The organism is Janthinobacterium sp. TPC_1, assembly GCF_056037845.1.
In genome coordinates, this window is the sequence record NZ_CP195157.1 from 3,440,350 (window position 1) to 3,457,635 (window position 17,286).

Here is a 17,286-nt window from a genome sequence, read left to right on the forward strand (position 1 = left end):
GCTGCCGCTCTGATGGCGCTTATGAAAATATAAAAGCATCTTCCGTGCCAGTGGAGCGCATTTTGGCGTTTATTGCAAGTGATTGTTTATAAAGGCTTAATTTGAATCTATTGAAAATGGGAAATGGCGAGATTCCGCCTTTCCGCACGGCGAGGGGAAAGACTGTGCGGATTGCCGCATTGCGGCCGCTGCTGGCGAGGCGTGCCGGCGCCGCAGATACGGGTGAACCTTCATGGCGCGGGCGACTCCAAACGTAAAAAAACGCGTTGCAAACCGGCTGGCAACGCGTAACTCCCCCGTGGAGTAGGGATGGCGCCGCGTGGGCGCCTGATGGAGGCCTTCGTCTGTCGCCTTATTTCGGCGTGGCGGGCGGCAGGGCGGGCGCGGTGGCGGGATCGGTCAGCGGCGCAGGCGGCGTCGTGCTGCCCGGACCCGCTTCCGGCATGGCTGGCGTGACGGGGGCAGGCATCACTTGTGGCGTGGAGGCGGGATTCGGCGCCGTTTCGGGCAGGGGCGCTTCGGCCGGTTTTTTACAGGCGGACAAGGTGACGAGCAAGGCGGTGGCCCACAGGGCAGGCATTAGGGCAGGCATTTTCATGATGTTTCCTTTGCAAGAGTCGAAGGATCGCGGTGCGGGCGGCAGGCGCCGCGCGCGAAGCTTGAATTTATTGCAATGGCGACTCTGCTTCTGTTCGCTATTTCACTTTGCGCCATGAATGGACACAGTGTTTTTTTAGATGCCTTTTTTAGATGCCACGAGAGAAATGATTCAACAGGGAAATATTTTTCACTTTCTTGCTTCTAATGTTCGTTAACGCACAGACCAGCGCCGCCGGCACAGGCATTCTGTGTCCAGACGCTCAGGATTCGTGGCGTTCTGGTATAAAAATTGCCAAGAACTTAACAATCCGGGCTACCGGCAATCGTTTAAAAGGAGTATTCAAATGCATGCAATGACTCAGTCTCACGTGAAGAGCGAATTAAAGGCAGCGCACCAGGAACTTCGTAGCCCCGAAAAAGGCTCGCAAATGGTCGAACGCGCAGCACCCATCCCCCCGGAACGCATGAATCCCATTTCCATGGCACCGATCGAGCGCGTGCGTTCGACGTCGGCCACCCTGCGCCGCATCGAAAACATGCAAAAGCTGATCGGTGAATTGTCGCTGCACGAGATGCTGGCCGACGAAATCGCCTGGTTCCTCAAGTTTTCGCCATCGGGCGCCCGCAAATACATCCGCGACCTGCGCGAAGCGGGCGTGATCGAACTGGCCCGCTACATTGAAGGCACCGCCACCTACCTGGGCAAGGCAGTGTACCAGCTGACGCCGGACCCTGAGCGCGTGCGCGCCTTCCTGGCCGCCATCGTCCAGCCGAAACGCGAAGGCGCGCCACCGCGCAAGGACCGTCCCGGCTTGCGCGAGCAAAGCATGGCAGGCAGCGGCCGCCACTTCCACATCCTGGCCGATGACACGCATTACGCCATCCGCGTCAACCGCGGTCCCGTGACGCGCGATCCGCTGGTGGCCGCCTTGTTTGGCGCGCCACAGCAAAAGTCGGCCGAGTAAAACCTATCGGTTTTGTCAGGCGTTGTGACGTAATAGAAGCCGGGTTGCTGCCCGGCTTTTGGCGTTGGGGCAAGCCCTTTGACCTTAGCGGATTGAAAAGATATTAATCAACCCCATGTGGGCTGGACTGCCGCCCGCAACGCGCGGGTTCACTTGAAGGAGCTGTCCTTGTCTGCCTACGCCGTGTTTTCCTGCCCCCATGCCTTCATTGTCCTGACGCGGGCCGCCGCATGAACCCGCTGCTGTGGATCGCCCTCGTCACGGCAGCCATCGTCTTTTCGCTGTGGTTCCCCCGCTGGCGCCTGAAGCGGGCCCTGGCGAAACCCTTGCCGGCCGAAGGCCTGGCCGTGCTGGAAAGCAATATTCCCGTCTACCGGCATATGCCGGCGCCGCTGCAGGAACAGTTGCGCCGCCTGGTCGTGCAATTTTTGTATCAGAAGAAATTCGTCGGTTGCGGCGGCCTGGAGATCACGGACGAGATGCGCTACACCATCGCCGGCCAGGCGTGCTTGCTGCTGCTCAATCGCCAGACCCAGGTGTATCCGGAACTCGACACCATCCTCGTGTATCCCACGGAATTCATCGTCACGCGCGATGAAGTGGGGCCGGGCGGCGTCGTCACGCCATCGGCCAACGGCTTGTTGGGCGAATCCTGGGGCGATGGCCGCGTCGTGCTGGCCTGGGACCACGTGCAGCGCGGGGCGGCCGACTGGACCGATGGCCACAACGTGGTGCTGCATGAATTCGCCCACCAGCTCGACAGCGAATCGGGCGCCGCGAATGGCGCGCCCTACCTGCCCAGCGTGTCGAGCTACCGCAGCTGGGCCACCGTGCTGTCGCGCGACTTCGACAACCTGCGCCACGACGCCATCTATCAGCAGCACAGCGTGATGGACCACTACGGCGCCACGAATCCCGCCGAATTCTTTGCCGTGGCCACGGAAACCTTCTTTGAAAAGCCGTACCAGATGGCCGAGCACCACGAAGAACTGTACGCGCAATTCTTGCAGTACTACAAGGTTGACCCGCGCGACTGGATGGCGCCGCCCGTGGAACCCGAACACATGGCCTCTCCATTCCCGAACTTTGCGCCGCACTGGTAAACGGGACTTCAGCCCAGCAGCCGCCGTTTCAGCGCGGGATAGCTGCTGCGCGACACGGGAATGCCCGTGCTGGTCTGCGTGTCGAGTGCGTACGTACTTGCCGCCCGCGGCGATCTGCAGCCGCTTGAAACCCAGGCTGTTGACGAGGTAGGAGCGGTGCACGCGCAGGAAGTGGGGCGGCAGCAGGGCCATGAGCTTGTCGATCGGCAAGTCATGAAAACACTGTTCGCCGCTGCGCAGCACGATATTGCTGTAGTGGCCATCGGCTTGCACGTGATCGATGTCGGCCATGGCGATCCATTCCAGCGCGCCCCGTTTCTTGACGGCCAGCGAGGCCGCTTGCGTATGCCGCCCCGTATAGCGCTGCAGCGCCTTGTGCAGCCGTTCGCGGCTGAAGGGCTTGGCAACGAAGTCGAGCACGCCGAATTCGAAGGCCGTGATCGAGCGCTCCGCGTGGGCCGAGACGATGATGGTCTGGAATGGGGCTTGTTGGGCCAGGCGCAGCAGGTCGTAGCCGTCCGCGCCATGCAAATTTAAATCCAGCAGCAGCAAGTCGACCTGCTCTTGCCCCTGCTTCTGCGCCAGGGCGGCCAGGGCTTGCGGGACATTGTCATGCAGCACGAGATTGCGGAGTCGCGCGCCGAAATGCGTGCGCACTTCGCGTTCCAGGCCTTGCGCGATCAGCGGTTCATCTTCCAGTATCAATACGTTCATGGGGCCGCCGGCAGGGTAAAAGTGAGACGCCAGCCAGCCTGATGCTGTTCGCTGGCATAGTGGGCCGCATCGCCAAACACGGCATGCAGGCTGGCGCGGATGTACTGTTCGCCCACGCCGCTGCCCGCATGGGGGCGCGTCTCGCCTTCGGGCAGGACCAGCGTAAGTATTTGCGTTTGCGCAAGCCTGGCGCTGCGCAGCACGAAGTGGGCACCGTGGCGGTAGCGGTTGTGGCTGAACGCGTTTTCGAGCGCCGTCAGCAACAGGGCGGGCGGCACGGCGATGCCCGCCGCGTCGCCATCGAGCAGCAGGCTGCACGGCTGCTGCAGCCGCGTGCCCATGATGCTCAGGTAGTTCTGGCACAGGGCCAGTTCCTGCGTCAGGGCGATGCTGGGCTGCTGGGCAAATTCATTGAGCATGCGCAACTCGGCCCCCAGCGCCTCGATGAAGGTTTCGGCCGCCTGCGGCGATTGAGCGTTGAGTTCGCTGATCAGGCTCAAGGAATTCATCAGGAAATGCGGCTGCATGCTTTTGCGCAAGAGCTGGTTTTCCAGCTGCCGGGCGCGCGCCGCCTTGCCGCGTTCGCTCAACAGCTGGGCCAGCAATTGCGCGCACAGGGGCAGCAGCAAGAAGCACACGACGAGGGCGAAGCCGCCTTCGGCAAACTGGCTGCCCGTCAGCAGGAACAGGGTGCACGAGGCCAGCGCGATCAAGGTGCCGCCGCGGCTGCCCGGCAGGCGGCGCCACAGGGCGCCCAGGTTCAGCAGCAGGCTCGCCGCCAGACCCGTCATAAACATCAGCCAGCAGCTGGCGTCGAAATGCGCGGGCAAGGCGCCGGCCAGCGCGCTGCACGCCAGCAACACCGCCGCCGCCAGCGGCCAACGGGGCAGGCGGTACGCCGTATAAAAATACAGGGGCAGCAGGGCGGAAAACAGCCACGTCAGGGCGCTGACGGCATACAGGCGCGGCAAGTGCCAGGGGTAGGCATAGCCGGTAACGCTGCGCCAGAGTTCCACCACCAGCAGCAGCGCCGCCACCAGGCACAGCGCGGCAAACATGGCCCAGTGCCGCTGCCGCTGGTACAGCACCGTCAAGGCGAGGAACAGCAAAGCGACGGCGCCCAGCGCGCCCGCCAGCAGCAGCGGCGGCAGCCTGTACCAGGCCAGCGCCGCGCGGTAATCTTGCCGGTCGACCAGGTACAGCGCATACAATGGCGACGCCAGGCGGGCCGGCGCCTGCTGCGTCGACAGCAGCAGGCGCAGGTGGTGCTTGCCCACGGTCAACTGTTGCGGCGTCAGGTGGATGGCGAAATCGATGTCGCCCGGCCTTTCATCGACAGCCTGGCGGGCCGGCTGGCCATTGCTGCCGATCAAGACACCATCGAGCCACAGCTCGCTGGCGGCCAGCGCCGACAGCACCAGCAGCTGCGTCGACGAGGGCGTGGCGGCCAGGACCAGTTCGCGCTCGACGCACAGCAGCTGGCCCGGCCGGAGCAACTGCCGCAGCGTGGCGGCGGGCGCGGACGGCGTGTTGCCGCAGGCGCGCCAGCCTTCGCCCAGCCAGAGCGGATGCATGGCGCAGGCGAAAGAGGGCAAGGCCAGGCAGCACAGCAACAGGTAGCGGAAGAGGGAGGGCATGGCGGGCATTGTAGCCGCTCATTTGCTACTCCTTTGCAACATTTCCATGCTCCCCGGTGCCGTTCGTGCAGTCCGCGTGCATTTCGTGCATCGTCCGCCTATGGCGCTGGCATGATGCTTATCATGCATCAGCGCCGCGTGGTGGACGCGGCCCTCACCAGGGAATGACTGATTATGCAAAGCAGCAAATACTACGGTTTCGCCGGCGCGCTGGCGCTGTTCTGCGGCGTGGCGCAGGCCGCCCCCGCTCTTCTGTTCCCGCTGCTGTTCCCGCTCCCGCGCTGGCCGCGCGCCTGGCGGACTTCGACGGCTGGGTGGCCCGGCGCATGGCCGCGCAGCGCATGCCGGGCGTGACCGTCGGGTTCAGCCAGGGCGACGTGGAATGGGTAAAAGGCTATGGCTATGCCGACCTGGAAAACCGCGTGCCGGCCACTGCCCGGTCCAGCTACCGGCTGGCGTCCGTCACCAAGCCCATGACGGCGGTGGCCGTCCTGCAGCTGGCCGAGCAGGGCAAGATCGACCTCGATGCGCCCGTGCAAACCTATGTGCCGTACTTCCCCGTCAAACCGTTTACTGTCACGGTGCGCCAGTTGCTGGGCCACCTGGGCGGCATCGACGCCTACCGCAATAGCCAGGCGGAGCAGCATTTCAAGGAGCACAAGGATACGCGCCAGTCCATCGCCGTCTTCGAACAGTTCGACCTGGTGGCCGAACCGGGCACGCGCTTCCGCTACACGAGCTATGGCTACAACTTGCTGGGCGCCGTCATCGAGGGCGCCTCGGGCGAAAGCTATGGCGGCTACATGCGGCGCCACGTGTGGGGGCCGCTGGGCATGGACGCCACCGTGCTGGACGACCCGGACGCCGTGATCGCCCACCGCGTGCGCGGCTACCGGCTGGCCGGCACGGCGTTGAAGAATTCGGAATTCGTCGACATCAGCAGCCGCTTTTCCGCCGGCGGCACGCGCGCCAGCGTGCCCGACATGCTGGCCTTCGGCCGGGGCGTGCATGAAGGCAAGATTCTGTCGGCGGCCAGCGTGGCGGCCATGGTGCAGCCGATGGCCACGCGCGCGGGCCGCTTGACGCACTACGGCATGGGCTGGGAAATCCTGCCGACGGGCGGGCGCTACGCCATTGCGCACAGCGGCCAGCAGCCGGAAACCGTGACCTATCTGTACAGCTTTCCCTCGCGCAAGCTCACTCTTGCCGTCGCGTCCAATCTCGAGCGCGTCAATCCGGAAGCCTTCGTGCAGCACCTGTTCGAGGTGGTCACGGGCGAACCGTGGCAGCTGAACACGTATATCGCCGACGCGGGCGCGCAGCGCGCTTACCAGGTGGCGCAAGGCTTGTTCGAGGAAGGCAGGGCCTACGCCGAGCGCACGGATCAAGCGTATGCGGATGCGGCCGCCACGCGGGCAGCCTTTGCGCAAATCAACCAACAAGCGCTGGCGCCGGACGCCACGGCCGCGCGCGCCTTCATCGAAACGGCCCGCCATCCCGCGGGCGGGCGCGTGTTTCTCACGGCCGGCGCCAGCATGGCCGGGGCATTGCGCGAATCGGGCGCCGACCTGGATACCTACTCGCGCGGCGGCGCGCTGGCGTTTGCGCGCGACTATATTCTGTTGTCGCAAGGCAAAGCGTCCGGCACCTTGCCCCGTTTCGATCCCGCCTTCGAGCAAGCCATCGTGGCCCTGGCCGCCAGCTGGGACCGCACGGCCGCCATCGCCTGGCCGCAGGCCCCCGTATCCATCGCCGCAATCGATGGCCAGCTGCGCGCAGCCTTCCGCAGCCAGCGCGCCTATCCCGATTTCGTGCCCGAGCTGCTTGAGCTGGCGCAAGCGTCGGACGCGCGCGGCGAAGCGGAGGCGGCGCTGGCGGCCGGCCGCCTGGCCGTGGCACTGTATCCGCTCAGCGACGGCGCGCATGCGCTGCAAGGCTTGACCTTGCTGCGCGCCGGCAAGACAGAACCGGCCCTTGCCGCCCTGCGCGTGTCGCTGGCCCGTGATCCGCTGGGCGCGGCCAGTCCGGCGGCGCTGAACCTGGAAGCGTATCGATTGAAAGGCAGCGGCGCCGTGGCGCAAGGCATGGCCGTGCTGCAGGCGGCCGTCAGCCTGCATCCGCAGAACGCGAACCTGCACGACAGTCTGGCCGAGTTTTATGTGGAGCAAGGCTTGCGCCCGCAGGCCGTCGAGGCTTACCGCCAGGCATTGCAGCTTGACCCCCGCTATCCGGGCGCCGTGGGGGCCAGGGCGGCGATCCTGCGCCTCGGCGGCGAGACGAAGGCGCTGGCGCCTTAGCTGAGGTCTTCACTGATGCCTTAGATGAATTCTTCATAAGCAAGGCTGAAAAGATTCCTTTTTGGAAATAAGGACGCTGCGGTCTAATGGCGGCATTCGTTATCCACCAGAGGAATCCCATGCAGACCCGTCTTCATTTCGCCGCCCTGTTATTCACCAGCATCGCCTTCACCCAGGTGGCGCAAGCGGACCAGCTGGCCGCCATCAAGGCGAAGGGCGAGCTGGTCTGCGGCACCCTGGGCACGGACGAGCCGAACAGTTTCATCGACGCCAGGTCGCGCCAGCTGGTCGGCTATGAAGTGGACCTGTGCCGCGCCATCGCCCAGGGCCTGGGCGTCAAACCGGTGATCAAACAGCTGGCCGTGGCCGCCCGCATTCCCGAATTGCAGCAGGGCCGCATCGATATCCTGACGGCATCCTTGACGCACAACAAGGAACGCGAAGCGCTCGTCGATTTCTCGCTGTCCACGTTCTACACGGGCCAGCGCGTGCTGGTCAAAAAGAGCAGCAATATCACGACGGTCGCGGGACTGGCCGGCAAGAAAGTGCTGACCGTCAAGGGCGGCACGCAGGAACCGAATATCCGCAAGGCCGTGCCCGGCGTGGAGGTGGTGACGTTCGAGACGGCGGGCCAGGCGTATTTGGGCTTGCAGCAGGGCAAGGGCGTCGGCTATGTCGACGATGAAGTCTCGCTGCTGAATAATTACGCCAAGCTGGGCGCCGCGCAAAAGGACTATATTGTGCTGCCGCAAAACATCAGCGAGGAAGTGTTTGCCTTCGGTATCCGCAAAGGCGAGAAGGGCGTGAAAACGGCCGTCGACCAGGTGCTGCGCGGGCTGGAAAAGTCGGGCGAGGCGGAAAAACTGTTTTTCAAATGGTATGGCCCCACGAGCAACGTCAAGTTTCAAAAACGCACATTCAAGATCGAATCGGACAAGATTGACGCCTGAACCTTGCCTGACGCTTCCGCATGTTTGATCTGAACTTTTTGCTGGCCGGCGACTACCGCGACTGGCTCGTCTCCGGCTTGCTGCTGTCCCTGCAACTGATGGGCATTACCTTGCTGCTGGCCCTGCCGCTGGCGTGCGGCGTGGCCATGCTGCGCCTCGCCCCGTCGCGCCTGCTCAATGGCCTGGGCGCCGCGTATGTCGAGCTGATCCGCAACGTACCGTTGCTGGCCCACTTCCTGTTCTGGTATTTCGGCGCGCCCGAACTCTTGCCCGACTCTTGGAAGGAGCGCTTGTATGCCGGCAATATTGAAGCCGTCAGCGCCGTCACGGCCCTGACTTTATATACGGCCGCCTACATGGCGGAAGACATCCGCAGCGGCATCCGCGCCATTCCCGCCCAGCAATTCGAGGCGGGCCGGGCGCTGGGCTTCAGTTTTCTTGCCACCATGCGCCTCTGCATCGTGCCGCAGGCGCTGCGGCTGGCCGCGCCGCCGCTGCTGTCGCAAACCCTGACCCTGTGGCAAAACACCAGCATCGCCACCGTCATCGGCGTAGCCGAGCTGATGTACCAGACGCAGCGCGTGGAAGCGGCCTCGTTCCGCAGCGTCGAGGCCTTCGTCTTCGCCAGCGCGGCCTACCTGGCCGTCTCGCTGCTGATCGCGGGCCTGGCGGCCTTGCTGCAAAGGAAGGTGTCCTGATGCTGGAACTGCTGCACGATTATTGGCTGTATTTTCTCGTCGGTCGCTATCCCGAGGGGCCGCTGGGCGGCCTGGCGCTGACGGTCGTGCTGGCCAGCCTGGCGCTGGTGCTGAGCCTGCCCTTCGGCTTGCTGCTGGGCCTGGCGCGCCTGAGTCCCTGGCGCCTGCTGCGCTGGCCCGTCGCCGCGCTGATCCACGTGGTGCGCGGCATCCCCTTGCTGCTGGTCATCTTCTGGGCGTATTTCTTCCTGCCCAGCATCACGGGACATGAAAGCGGGCAATTCGGCACCATGCTGGCCGCCCTCGTCATTTTCGACGGCATTTATCTGGCGGAAATCGTGCGGGCCGGCGTGCAAGCCGTGCCGCGCGGGCAGGTGGAGGCGGCCCGTTCGCTGGGTTTGAACTATCTGGACAGCATGCGCCAGGTGGTGCTGCCGCAGGCGCTGCGCCACATGCTGCCCTCGCTGGTGAACCAGTTCGTCTCGACCATCAAGGAAACCTCGCTCGGTTACATCATCGGCCTGGCCGAAGTGTCGTTCATCGCTTCGCAAGTGAACGGCCTGGTGCTGACGAAGCCCGTGCAAGTGTATTTTTTGCTGGGCATGACGTATTTTGTTTTGTGTTTCAGCCTGTCGCGCGCCGCCTTCTGGCTCGAGCGGCGCCAGGCGCGACTCTTGAAAGCGGCTAGATGATTACCTTTGACAACGTCAACAAATACTATGGCGAGTATCACGCCCTGCGCGAGATCAATGAACACGTGGCCAAGGGCGAGGTGCTGGTCGTGTGCGGGCCGTCCGGCTCCGGCAAGTCGACCCTGATCCGCACCATCAACCGCCTGGAGCCGATCGCTTCGGGCCGCATCGCGGTGGCGGGCCAGGATATCCACGCGCCGGGGCTGGACGTGAATGCCTTTCGCTCGCATATCGGTTTTGTGTTCCAGCAATTCAACCTGTTTCCGCACCTTTCCGTGCTGGACAATTGCGCGCTGGCGCCGCAGCGCTTGCGCGGCCTGACCCGGCGCGAAGCGGAGGAGCGCGCGCTGGCCCTGCTGGAACGGGTGGGGCTGGCGCACAAGGCGCGCGCCATGCCGGCGGCCTTGTCGGGCGGCCAGCAGCAGCGCGTGGCGATTGCCCGCGCGCTGGCCATGCAGCCGCCGCTGATGCTGTTCGACGAGCCGACCAGCGCGCTGGACCCGGAAATGGTGGGCGAGGTGCTGCAAGTGATGCGCGACCTGGCGCAGGGCGGCATGACCATGGTGTGCGTGACGCACGAGATGGGCTTTGCCCGCGAAGTGGCGGACCGCGTCTGGTTCATGGACCACGGGCAAGTGCTGGAGCGGGCCACGCCCGAGGAATTCTTTGCGCGGCCTCAACATGCGCGCGCACAACAATTCCTGTCGGATATCCGCAGCCCGTTTGGCGTATCCGCATGAGTGAGCGGCTGTGTGCGTAATCGAACGGTATTTCGCGGTTGGTGAGCGCACGCTGGAGGCGTGGCGCATGGTGCGCCCGCAGCCGATCAGGAGGGCCGTATCATGTCACGCATCATCGCAGGTCATTTTCAGTTGCAGGAACAGGTCGACGCCGCGCGCGCCGCCCTGAACCAGGCGGGCTTTTCCGACAGCCGCATCAGCGCGTTCTTTGTCAACCAGCCGGGGCAGCACGATCTGCACGCGCTCGGCGGCGACCGCGACGTGTCGCCCGGCGCCCGGGAGACGCCCACGGGCGTGGTGGAAGGCGTGGCGGTCGGGGCCGCCGTCGGGGCGGGCATCGGCGCGGCCACCACCCTGGCGACGGGGCCGCTGGGGCCGGTGGTGGGGGCGCTGGTGGGCGCCCACGTGGGCTCGCTCTACAGTTTCAACAAGATGAAGGAGGCGGGCGAAGCCGAGAAGAACGGCGACGGGAATGGCGAAAACCGCCGCCAGCCGCGCCATCCGGGCATGCTGATCGCCGTGGCGCTGGGCGGCCTCGACGAGCGCGAACGGGCGCTTGAGGCGCTGCACCGGCTGGGCGCCGAGCATATCGAGGAAGCGGAAGGCACGATCGCCAATGGCGACTGGCTCGACTTCGACCCGCTCAGCATTCCCGTGCTGGTGGCGTGAATCGCCGCCTCTGTGGTGCAAAAGGCATAAATTCCGCGCTGCACGAAATTTAGGTATGATCCTTGTTAGTATGAGTAATTATTGGTAAACAATGCCGACAGGGATAGTTTCCGCGCGCCCGAAGTGACACTGGACCAAGGTGACTGCCCGTAGTACTTGCCTCGCATGCTAACGAGTATGGATAGGAGGGCGCGTCATGACACAGGCATGGTTCATTCTGACACGGGCCGATGGGCGCGACATCTGCGCGCCCTCGCCGGCACAGCTGGCCGATGCGCTGGCCGAGGTGTACCGGGGCGGTGCCGTCACGCCGGACGGCAGCCCGGCCGCCGTCTTGTTGCGCTTTGGCTACGACGACGGCTTGATGTATCAGGTCGAAGTCGCTAGCGGAGGCGAAGTCACTTTCGAGGAATGGTCGGACCGCGATTGTGAAATCGCCCTGGCCAGTCCGCGCCACATGTCGGCCCTGCCGCAGGACGACGCGCTGCAGCTGTGGCAGTGGCTGGCGCAGCGCCAGGTGGCGAAGATCCGCAGCCAGCCCTGGCAGGGCGGCTAGCCCTGCCGTCTTTGCAGCGCGCTAGTGTGCCATCAGCACGGGAATCGTCATGCTCTGCAGAATCGTGCGCGTGACGCCGCCGAGGATGGTTTCGCGCAGGCGCGAATGGCCATACGCTCCCATCACCAGCAAGTCGGCCGACAGGTCGGCGGCCTGCGACAGCAGGGCCTCGCCGATATCGCCGCGCCGCACGCCCCCGCCATCGAGCAAATGCAGCCGCGCTTCCACGCCGTGGCGCGCCAGGTAGTGCAGCAATTCCGCGCCCGGCTGTTCACCGTGCTCGGCCGCGTGTACCTGGGCGTCGAAGATGGCGACGTGGACTTGCCCGGCGCGCTGCAGCAGGGGCAGGGCGGCGCTCACGGCGCGGCTCGCTTCCTTGCTGGCGTTCCAGGAAATGAGCACATTGCGCGCCGCTGCCGGCGGCGCCAGCAGGGGCAGCGGCGGCGCATACGGCACGATCAGCACGGGGCGGCCCGAATGCAGCAGCACATAGGCGGGAAAGTCGCGCATCACGGACGGCGATTTATCCTTGGCATTGTATTGGCTGATGACGACCAGGTCCGCATAGCGGGCCAGCAGGCTGATGCCGCCCGCCGCCTCGTCGTCGACGACGCGCTGTTCGTACGAGACGACGCCGGCCGCGCGCACCTGCTGTTCGAAACCGTCGAGGGCGCGCGTGGCCCGCTCGCGCAGGAAGTTCAAATGCAAGCTCAGGTTCGGGTCGGCATCGAGGTCGGGCTGGTTCTGGTACAGCAGGCGCGACACGCCCGTCAGGGCCACGCCCGTCAGGTGGCCGCCGCACGCCTGGGCGATGCTGGCGGCCGCTGCGATGCGGGCGGCGCGTCCGGCGCTGTCGTCGATGTGGAGCAATACGGTCTTGTACGTCATGGCCTGGCCTCTCGCTGTGCGGTAGTGGCCATTCTGGCACAGTCCGGGGCGCCGGCCGCGCACGACTGCGGCCAGCGCCTGCCGCTTCAGCTCATGGCGATGATGATGATGTCGGCGTCGCAGTTGCGGTAATGAATCACGATGACGATGACGCGCCGCAATTGCGCCGCTTTTTGCGCCACCTCCAGCATGGCGCGGCTGGCGCGGTTCTTCATCGTCACCTGCACTTGCGAGGCATCGCTGACGGGGATGCCCATGGCTTTCAGCGCCGCTTTCGGGTTGGCCATCAGGGCCAGCGCATGCTGTGGATCGAGCTCCGCCTGATGCACCGATTCCACGTCGCTCATGCCGGGATTGATGTCGTTGAACAAGTCCCTCAATGCTTCTGTGTCGTCCTGGATTTCCATCGCGCTCTCCTTTGGATCATGCCATCAGGCAAGGATTATCTGCCTTGCCCGCCGAGGTGCCATCACCTCTCCGATGAGTATGATTTTGATAATTTTTAGCATATGGACACAGCGCAGACGAACGCGGCAATAAGCAGACCGGGCCTTTGATCTGGCGCAATGTCCGCTTCAAAAGCGCCACCTACACTTGATCCCACGCAGAACAACCATAACAAGCGGGGAGAGACAGCAATGAAGGAACAAAAGGTAGCGCTGGTGACGGGGGGCATGGGCGGCCTGGGCACGGCCTTGTGCCGCCGCCTGCATGCGGCGGGCTTTGCCGTCGTGGCGGCGCATACGCCGGGCAACACACGCGGGTGGAAAGCTGGCTCGACGAGCAGCAGGCACAGCAGTATTATTTTCATCCGCTGGCGCTCGACGTGACGGACTTTGCTGCCTGCAGCGAAGCCGTCGGCAGGGTGCTGGCGCAGTTCGGCCGCATCGACGTGCTGGTCAACAACGCCGGCATCACGCGCGACCAGAGCATGCGCAAGATGGAATTGCCGCACTGGTCCGAGGTCATGCGCACCAATCTCGACAGCCTGTTCAACATGAGCAAGCAGGTGCTGGAACCCATGCTGGCCAATCGCTGGGGCCGCATCATCAATATCTCGTCCGTGAATGGCCAGAAGGGCGCGTTTGGCCAGTGCAACTATGCGGCCGCCAAGGCGGGCGTGCATGGCTTCAGCAAGGCGCTGGCGCTGGAAGTGGCGCGCCACGGCATCACCGTCAACACGGTTTCGCCCGGCTATTTGCGCACGCAGATGGTGACGGCCGTGCCGGCCGATATCCTGGAAACGAAGATCCTGCCGCAGATTCCCCTGGGCCGCCTGGGCGAGCCGGACGAGGTGGCGGCCCTGGTGGCTTACCTGGCATCCGACGAGGCGGCGTTCGTCACGGGCGCGAACATCGCCATCAATGGCGGACAGCACATGAGTTGATCGGGCGTGCAGCTGGATATTTGAAGCAGGGCAATGGCAGTAGAGGAGACCCGTCCATCCAGCCGGCGCACAGACGCTGGCGGAGGACGGCAGGCAGCATGGTAGTCACGCTGGAAAACAGGGGGCAGGGCAGCAATGCCTTGCCCTTTGTTGTTGCGCCGCCGTGACGCTCCCCCTCAGGGGAGCGGGCGCCGGGCTTTTTCCAGCCGCGTCTGGCAATCGATGCACAGCCGGGCTTCGGGGCGCGCGTTCAGGCGCGACAGGCCGATCGCTTCGCCGCAGTTGTCGCACAGGCCGTAGCTGCCGTCGGCAAACTTGGCCAGCGCGTGCTTAATGATGGCCAGTTGCGCCAGGTTGTGCTCGGCCGCTTCGCTGACGAGGGCGTTCAGGGTGCGCACGCTGGCATTGTCGGCCGGCGAAGCTTCGACTTCATTGAGCAGCGAGGCGCGCGCATCGGCCTCGGCCGTTTCATTCTCGATCTGTTCCAGCAACGCCAGCTTGCGTTGCTCCAGCACGCCCTGCAGGCGCTGCAACTGGTCTTGTGGCAATCCATTCATGGCTGTCCCCGATAGGCGTCTCTCCTCTATGGTAGTCCAGGATGGGCGCTTCTGCTTGCGCTACTACCCGCGCCGCGTTTGACGCGGCGCAGGCAGGCGCGGGCCGTTCTATGCTGGCTCTTTCAGGCAGTTGACCATCCAGGCCACGCCGAACTGGTCTTTCAGCATGCCGAAGCGCTTGGCCCAGAACGTTTCCTGCATCGGCATCTGGATGTTGCCGTCACGCGCCAGCGCGTCGAAGGCCCGTTCCGCCTCTTCCGGCGTGTCGACGGTCAGGCAGACCGAGCTGCCGCTCATGCCCCTGGCGCCATCTTCCTGGCAGCCGCCGTCCGAACCCATCAGCATGGTCGGTCCCAGCTGCACGGAGCCGTGCATGATCTTGTCGTACCAGTCTTCCTTGACTTGCTCCTGGCCTGGCGTGCCCCGGTACGGCATCAGGCACAGGTTGTCGCCATGCAGGTGCTGGCGGTAATATTCCAGCGCTTGCGCGCAATTTCCATTGAATTGCAAATACGGTTCGATACGCATATTGGCCTCCTCTGGTGGTTCCGCCGGCACGATTGCCAGGCGGGGACGTCCCAGTATAGGCGTTCGCCGGCCGATTTCAATCACTCCGGCGTCATCTCTTGCAGCCGCTCACGCACCTTGCCCAGGGTGCCGAGGATGCGCTCGGGATTGCCGGCGAGGACGGCGCTGCCCAGGTGCAACAAGCTCGTCGCCAGGCTGATCCAGTGCCGCACGTCATCGTTGCGGGCGATGCGCAAACGCACCGTGTCGAGCAGGCCGCTGAGCTGGCGCTGCGCCGTTTCCAGGCCGGCCACCGTGTGCCCGGCGGCATCGGCATACAGCTGGTTGGCTTGCTGGCGCAAGGCCACTTCCAGGGGGCGAAGACGGCCTGTGCCTGGCTGTGGCTGATGCCGTTTTCTCCCTGGCTGGCGCGCTTGCGGATGGCGCGCATGACGGCGCCATGCAGGGTGACGGCCGCCTGCGACAGGCTGTCGGCCAGTTGCTCGACGCGCATGGCGCTGCTCAGGGCCGCTTCGCGGCGTTCGCTGCTCCTGCTTACTGATCCGTCCATCTTGCCTCCGTGGTGGTGAGGGCGGCGGCGAGCTGGGCATGGCCGCGCGCCAGTGCCGCCAGTTGCCGGCGTGCCAGGGTGTGGCGCAGGCCAAGCAGCCGGTATTCTTCGGTTTTGCTTTGTTGCATGTTTTTCGCCAGCACGGACAGCAGCCGCTGCTGCGGCGTGTCGGCATACGCGATTTCCACCTCGAGCAAGCCGAGCACCATGTCGCGCTCGTTGTCTCCGCTTTTGTGTCGTACAGCGCCAGCAAGCTGTCGAGCGCCGCCAGCAAGGCTTGCAGCGGCGCGTCGCCATCGTGCAGCACTTGCGCCAGGTGTGCCTGCTGGCTGGCCGCCCCGCCCAGGCGCGACAGTTGCTGCAGCAATACGGTGTAGGCGCTGACGTGGCGGTCGTCGATGCCGCTGCCGGGCCAGGCGCGGATGGCGGCGCCGGCGCTGGCCAGTTCCGGCTGCACGTCATACGCATCGGCATTCGCCAGCCGGCCCAGCGCCTGCAGGTACAGGCGCACGGCCTGCGCCAGGCGCGCGACGTCCGCCTGCGCGGCGCGGCGCTGCGCATCGAGCAGGCGTTCGCGCGCGTCTTCGGTCGGCGACAGGTAGGGGCGGGCGCGCTGGTAGCTGTCCACGTGGCGCTGCGACAGTTCGTTGAAGGCAGTCAAGGCATCGGTGCCGGCGGCCAGGGCGCGCACCTGCGCCAGGTCGGTGCGCGGGCTGGCGCAGCCGCACAGCAGCACGGCCAGGCAGAGGTGCAGGCCGAGGCCAGGGAAAAGGGCGCGGCGAAGGCGGGCGGGCAGGGTGGACACGTCACCTCTCGACAGGGAGTACTGTATGGAAAGGTATTGTCGTGCCGGCCTGCGCTGCCCGCCTTGTGCGGGCGCAAGCGCGCTGCGATCAGGCGCCTGTTGTGCCCGTTGTGCCCGTCAATTGCGCGCGCCAGCCCAGCCCGGCAACGGTGTCGCTGGCGGGCCGGTATTCGCAGCCGACCCAGCCCGCGTAGCCGATCTGGTCAAGCAGCTTGAACAGATGGCGGTAGTTGATCTCGCCCGTGCCCGGTTCATGGCGGCCCGGCGTGTCGGCGATCTGGATGTGGCGGATCAGGGGCAGCAGGGCGCGGATGGTGTTGCTCAGCTCGCCTTCCATGCGCTGCATGTGATAAATATCGTATTGCAGGAAAATATTGCTGCGCTGACAGTCGGCGATAATGTCGGCCGCTTGCTGACTATGGTTCAGAAAGTAACCGGGCATGTCGTAGCGGTTGATCGGCTCGATCAGCACGTTGATGCCGTGCGGCCGGCAGGCGTCGGCCGCATGTTGCAGGTTGCCGATCAGGCTTTGCCGCGCCCGCTCCAGGCTCATGCCGGGCGGCACGATGCCGGACATGCAGTGCAGCTGTTTCGCCCCCAGCGCCAGCGCGTAGTTGAGCGCCAGCTGCACATTCGTGCGGAATTCCTCGCCCCGGCGCGGATCGCAGGCGATGCCCCGCTCGCCGTGCTCCCAGTCGCCGGGCGGAAAGTTGAACACGGCCAGCTGCAAATGGTGGCGTTCCAGCCGCATGGCAATCTGGCGCGCCTCGACGGCATAGGGAAACAGGAATTCGACGGCATCGAAGCCCGCTTCCCTGGCGGCGGCAAAGCGGTCCAGGAAGGGCAGTTCGGTAAACATCATGCTGAGGTTGGCAGCGAAGTTCGGCATGGCAGCACGCAGGTGAGGAAGATGGATACTATCCTAGCCCAAATTGCCAATCAGTGGCGTG

17 protein-coding genes and 2 pseudogenes are annotated in these 17,286 nt (G+C 64.9%); 10 read left to right on the forward strand and 9 right to left on the reverse strand.

The window, feature by feature from the left end; genetic code table 11:
- Positions 1-352: 352 nt before the first annotated feature.
- On the reverse strand, positions 353-598 hold the full coding sequence (locus tag ACQVLG_RS16920) for a hypothetical protein (RefSeq protein WP_474290297.1): 246 nt from the start codon (positions 596-598) through the stop codon (positions 353-355).
- 466 nt (positions 599-1,064) lie between these two features.
- On the opposite strand from ACQVLG_RS16920, the gene ACQVLG_RS16925 reads away from it, so the two are divergent.
- Positions 1,065-1,565: a winged helix-turn-helix domain-containing protein gene (locus ACQVLG_RS16925; protein WP_223278908.1), complete on the forward strand. Its 501-nt coding sequence runs from the start codon at positions 1,065-1,067 to the stop codon at positions 1,563-1,565.
- A gap of 230 nt (positions 1,566-1,795) precedes the next feature.
- On the forward strand, positions 1,796-2,668 hold the full coding sequence (locus ACQVLG_RS16930; protein ID WP_474290298.1) for a M90 family metallopeptidase: 873 nt from the start codon (positions 1,796-1,798) through the stop codon (positions 2,666-2,668).
- Positions 2,669-2,842: 174 nt separating this feature from the next.
- Here the strand turns inward: ACQVLG_RS16930 and ACQVLG_RS16935 are convergent.
- Together ACQVLG_RS16935 and ACQVLG_RS16940 are read right to left on the reverse strand one after the other, a co-directional pair.
- Positions 2,843-3,382, reverse strand: a pseudogene (locus ACQVLG_RS16935) (LytR/AlgR family response regulator transcription factor); the annotation flags it as partial.
- A complete protein-coding gene (locus ACQVLG_RS16940) occupies positions 3,379-5,019 on the reverse strand; it encodes a histidine kinase (protein WP_474290299.1) in 1,641 nt (546 codons plus the stop codon). The gene ACQVLG_RS16940 and the pseudogene ACQVLG_RS16935, both read right to left, overlap by 4 nt.
- A gap of 164 nt (positions 5,020-5,183) precedes the next feature.
- On the opposite strand from ACQVLG_RS16940, the gene ACQVLG_RS16945 reads away from it, so the two are divergent.
- The 7 genes from ACQVLG_RS16945 (at position 5,184) to ACQVLG_RS16975 (ending at position 11,621) form a co-directional block, all read left to right on the forward strand.
- Positions 5,184-7,316 (forward strand): serine hydrolase domain-containing protein, encoded by a 2,133-nt coding sequence (locus ACQVLG_RS16945; protein WP_474290301.1) that lies wholly within the window; start codon positions 5,184-5,186, stop codon positions 7,314-7,316.
- Positions 7,317-7,435: 119 nt separating this feature from the next.
- Positions 7,436-8,266: a transporter substrate-binding domain-containing protein gene (locus ACQVLG_RS16950; protein WP_474290302.1), complete on the forward strand. Its 831-nt coding sequence runs from the start codon at positions 7,436-7,438 to the stop codon at positions 8,264-8,266.
- A gap of 20 nt (positions 8,267-8,286) precedes the next feature.
- Positions 8,287-8,964, forward strand: coding sequence for an amino acid ABC transporter permease (locus ACQVLG_RS16955; RefSeq protein WP_474290304.1), 678 nt, complete (start codon positions 8,287-8,289; stop codon positions 8,962-8,964).
- Positions 8,964-9,656: an amino acid ABC transporter permease gene (locus tag ACQVLG_RS16960; protein WP_474290306.1), complete on the forward strand. Its 693-nt coding sequence runs from the start codon at positions 8,964-8,966 to the stop codon at positions 9,654-9,656. Before ACQVLG_RS16955 ends, ACQVLG_RS16960 begins: the two co-directional genes overlap by 1 nt.
- Entirely contained in the window at positions 9,653-10,396 is a 744-nt protein-coding gene (locus ACQVLG_RS16965) for an amino acid ABC transporter ATP-binding protein (protein ID WP_474290307.1), read from the forward strand. Before ACQVLG_RS16960 ends, ACQVLG_RS16965 begins: the two co-directional genes overlap by 4 nt.
- A 102-nt stretch (positions 10,397-10,498) precedes the next feature.
- On the forward strand, positions 10,499-11,065 hold the full coding sequence (locus tag ACQVLG_RS16970; RefSeq protein ID WP_474290309.1) for a glycine zipper domain-containing protein: 567 nt from the start codon (positions 10,499-10,501) through the stop codon (positions 11,063-11,065).
- Between the two features lie 196 nt (positions 11,066-11,261).
- On the forward strand, positions 11,262-11,621 hold the full coding sequence (locus ACQVLG_RS16975) for a hypothetical protein (protein WP_070224943.1): 360 nt from the start codon (positions 11,262-11,264) through the stop codon (positions 11,619-11,621).
- 21 nt (positions 11,622-11,642) lie between these two features.
- Here the strand turns inward: ACQVLG_RS16975 and ACQVLG_RS16980 are convergent, their stop codons facing one another.
- Together ACQVLG_RS16980 and ACQVLG_RS16985 are read right to left on the reverse strand one after the other, a co-directional pair.
- Positions 11,643-12,509, reverse strand: coding sequence for a universal stress protein (locus ACQVLG_RS16980; protein WP_474290310.1), 867 nt, complete (start codon positions 12,507-12,509; stop codon positions 11,643-11,645).
- 86 nt (positions 12,510-12,595) lie between these two features.
- Positions 12,596-12,916, reverse strand: coding sequence for a hypothetical protein (locus tag ACQVLG_RS16985; RefSeq protein ID WP_150130844.1), 321 nt, complete (start codon positions 12,914-12,916; stop codon positions 12,596-12,598).
- Positions 12,917-13,147: 231 nt separating this feature from the next.
- Here ACQVLG_RS16985 and phbB point away from each other — a divergent pair.
- Positions 13,148-13,896: pseudogene (gene phbB, locus ACQVLG_RS16990) on the forward strand (acetoacetyl-CoA reductase).
- Between the two features lie 176 nt (positions 13,897-14,072).
- Here phbB and ACQVLG_RS16995 read toward each other — a convergent pair.
- The 4 genes from ACQVLG_RS16995 to otnI form a co-directional block, all read right to left on the reverse strand.
- Complete coding sequence (locus tag ACQVLG_RS16995; RefSeq protein ID WP_230541745.1) at positions 14,073-14,453, reverse strand: TraR/DksA family transcriptional regulator; 381 nt, start codon at positions 14,451-14,453, stop codon at positions 14,073-14,075.
- A gap of 108 nt (positions 14,454-14,561) precedes the next feature.
- Complete coding sequence (locus tag ACQVLG_RS17000; RefSeq protein ID WP_474290312.1) at positions 14,562-14,981, reverse strand: VOC family protein; 420 nt, start codon at positions 14,979-14,981, stop codon at positions 14,562-14,564.
- 80 nt (positions 14,982-15,061) lie between these two features.
- Complete coding sequence (locus ACQVLG_RS17005; RefSeq protein WP_474290313.1) at positions 15,062-16,336, reverse strand: proline-rich domain-containing protein; 1,275 nt, start codon at positions 16,334-16,336, stop codon at positions 15,062-15,064.
- 88 nt (positions 16,337-16,424) lie between these two features.
- Positions 16,425-17,225, reverse strand: a complete 801-nt coding sequence (gene otnI, locus ACQVLG_RS17010; protein ID WP_230541741.1) for a 2-oxo-tetronate isomerase — start codon at positions 17,223-17,225, stop codon at positions 16,425-16,427.
- Between the last annotated feature and the right edge of the window lie 61 nt (positions 17,226-17,286).

Excerpts from the sequence above, each read along its gene's own strand:
- ACQVLG_RS16920 (WP_474290297.1), bottom strand. The coding sequence starts at position 598 with ATGAAAATGCCTGCCCTAATGCCTGCCCTGTGGGCCACCGCCTTGCTC.
- ACQVLG_RS16925 (WP_223278908.1), top strand. The coding sequence starts at position 1,065 with ATGAATCCCATTTCCATGGCACCGATCGAGCGCGTGCGTTCGACGTCG.
- ACQVLG_RS16930 (WP_474290298.1), top strand. The coding sequence starts at position 1,796 with ATGAACCCGCTGCTGTGGATCGCCCTCGTCACGGCAGCCATCGTCTTT.
- ACQVLG_RS16940 (WP_474290299.1), bottom strand. The coding sequence starts at position 5,019 with ATGCCCTCCCTCTTCCGCTACCTGTTGCTGTGCTGCCTGGCCTTGCCC.
- ACQVLG_RS16945 (WP_474290301.1), top strand. The coding sequence starts at position 5,184 with ATGACTGATTATGCAAAGCAGCAAATACTACGGTTTCGCCGGCGCGCT.
- ACQVLG_RS16950 (WP_474290302.1), top strand. The coding sequence starts at position 7,436 with ATGCAGACCCGTCTTCATTTCGCCGCCCTGTTATTCACCAGCATCGCC.
- ACQVLG_RS16955 (WP_474290304.1), top strand. The coding sequence starts at position 8,287 with ATGTTTGATCTGAACTTTTTGCTGGCCGGCGACTACCGCGACTGGCTC.
- ACQVLG_RS16960 (WP_474290306.1), top strand. The coding sequence starts at position 8,964 with ATGCTGGAACTGCTGCACGATTATTGGCTGTATTTTCTCGTCGGTCGC.
- ACQVLG_RS16965 (WP_474290307.1), top strand. The coding sequence starts at position 9,653 with ATGATTACCTTTGACAACGTCAACAAATACTATGGCGAGTATCACGCC.
- ACQVLG_RS16970 (WP_474290309.1), top strand. The coding sequence starts at position 10,499 with ATGTCACGCATCATCGCAGGTCATTTTCAGTTGCAGGAACAGGTCGAC.
- ACQVLG_RS16975 (WP_070224943.1), top strand. The coding sequence starts at position 11,262 with ATGACACAGGCATGGTTCATTCTGACACGGGCCGATGGGCGCGACATC.
- ACQVLG_RS16980 (WP_474290310.1), bottom strand. The coding sequence starts at position 12,509 with ATGACGTACAAGACCGTATTGCTCCACATCGACGACAGCGCCGGACGC.
- ACQVLG_RS16985 (WP_150130844.1), bottom strand. The coding sequence starts at position 12,916 with ATGGAAATCCAGGACGACACAGAAGCATTGAGGGACTTGTTCAACGAC.
- ACQVLG_RS16995 (WP_230541745.1), bottom strand. The coding sequence starts at position 14,453 with ATGAATGGATTGCCACAAGACCAGTTGCAGCGCCTGCAGGGCGTGCTG.
- ACQVLG_RS17000 (WP_474290312.1), bottom strand. The coding sequence starts at position 14,981 with ATGCGTATCGAACCGTATTTGCAATTCAATGGAAATTGCGCGCAAGCG.
- otnI (WP_230541741.1), bottom strand. The coding sequence starts at position 17,225 with ATGCCGAACTTCGCTGCCAACCTCAGCATGATGTTTACCGAACTGCCC.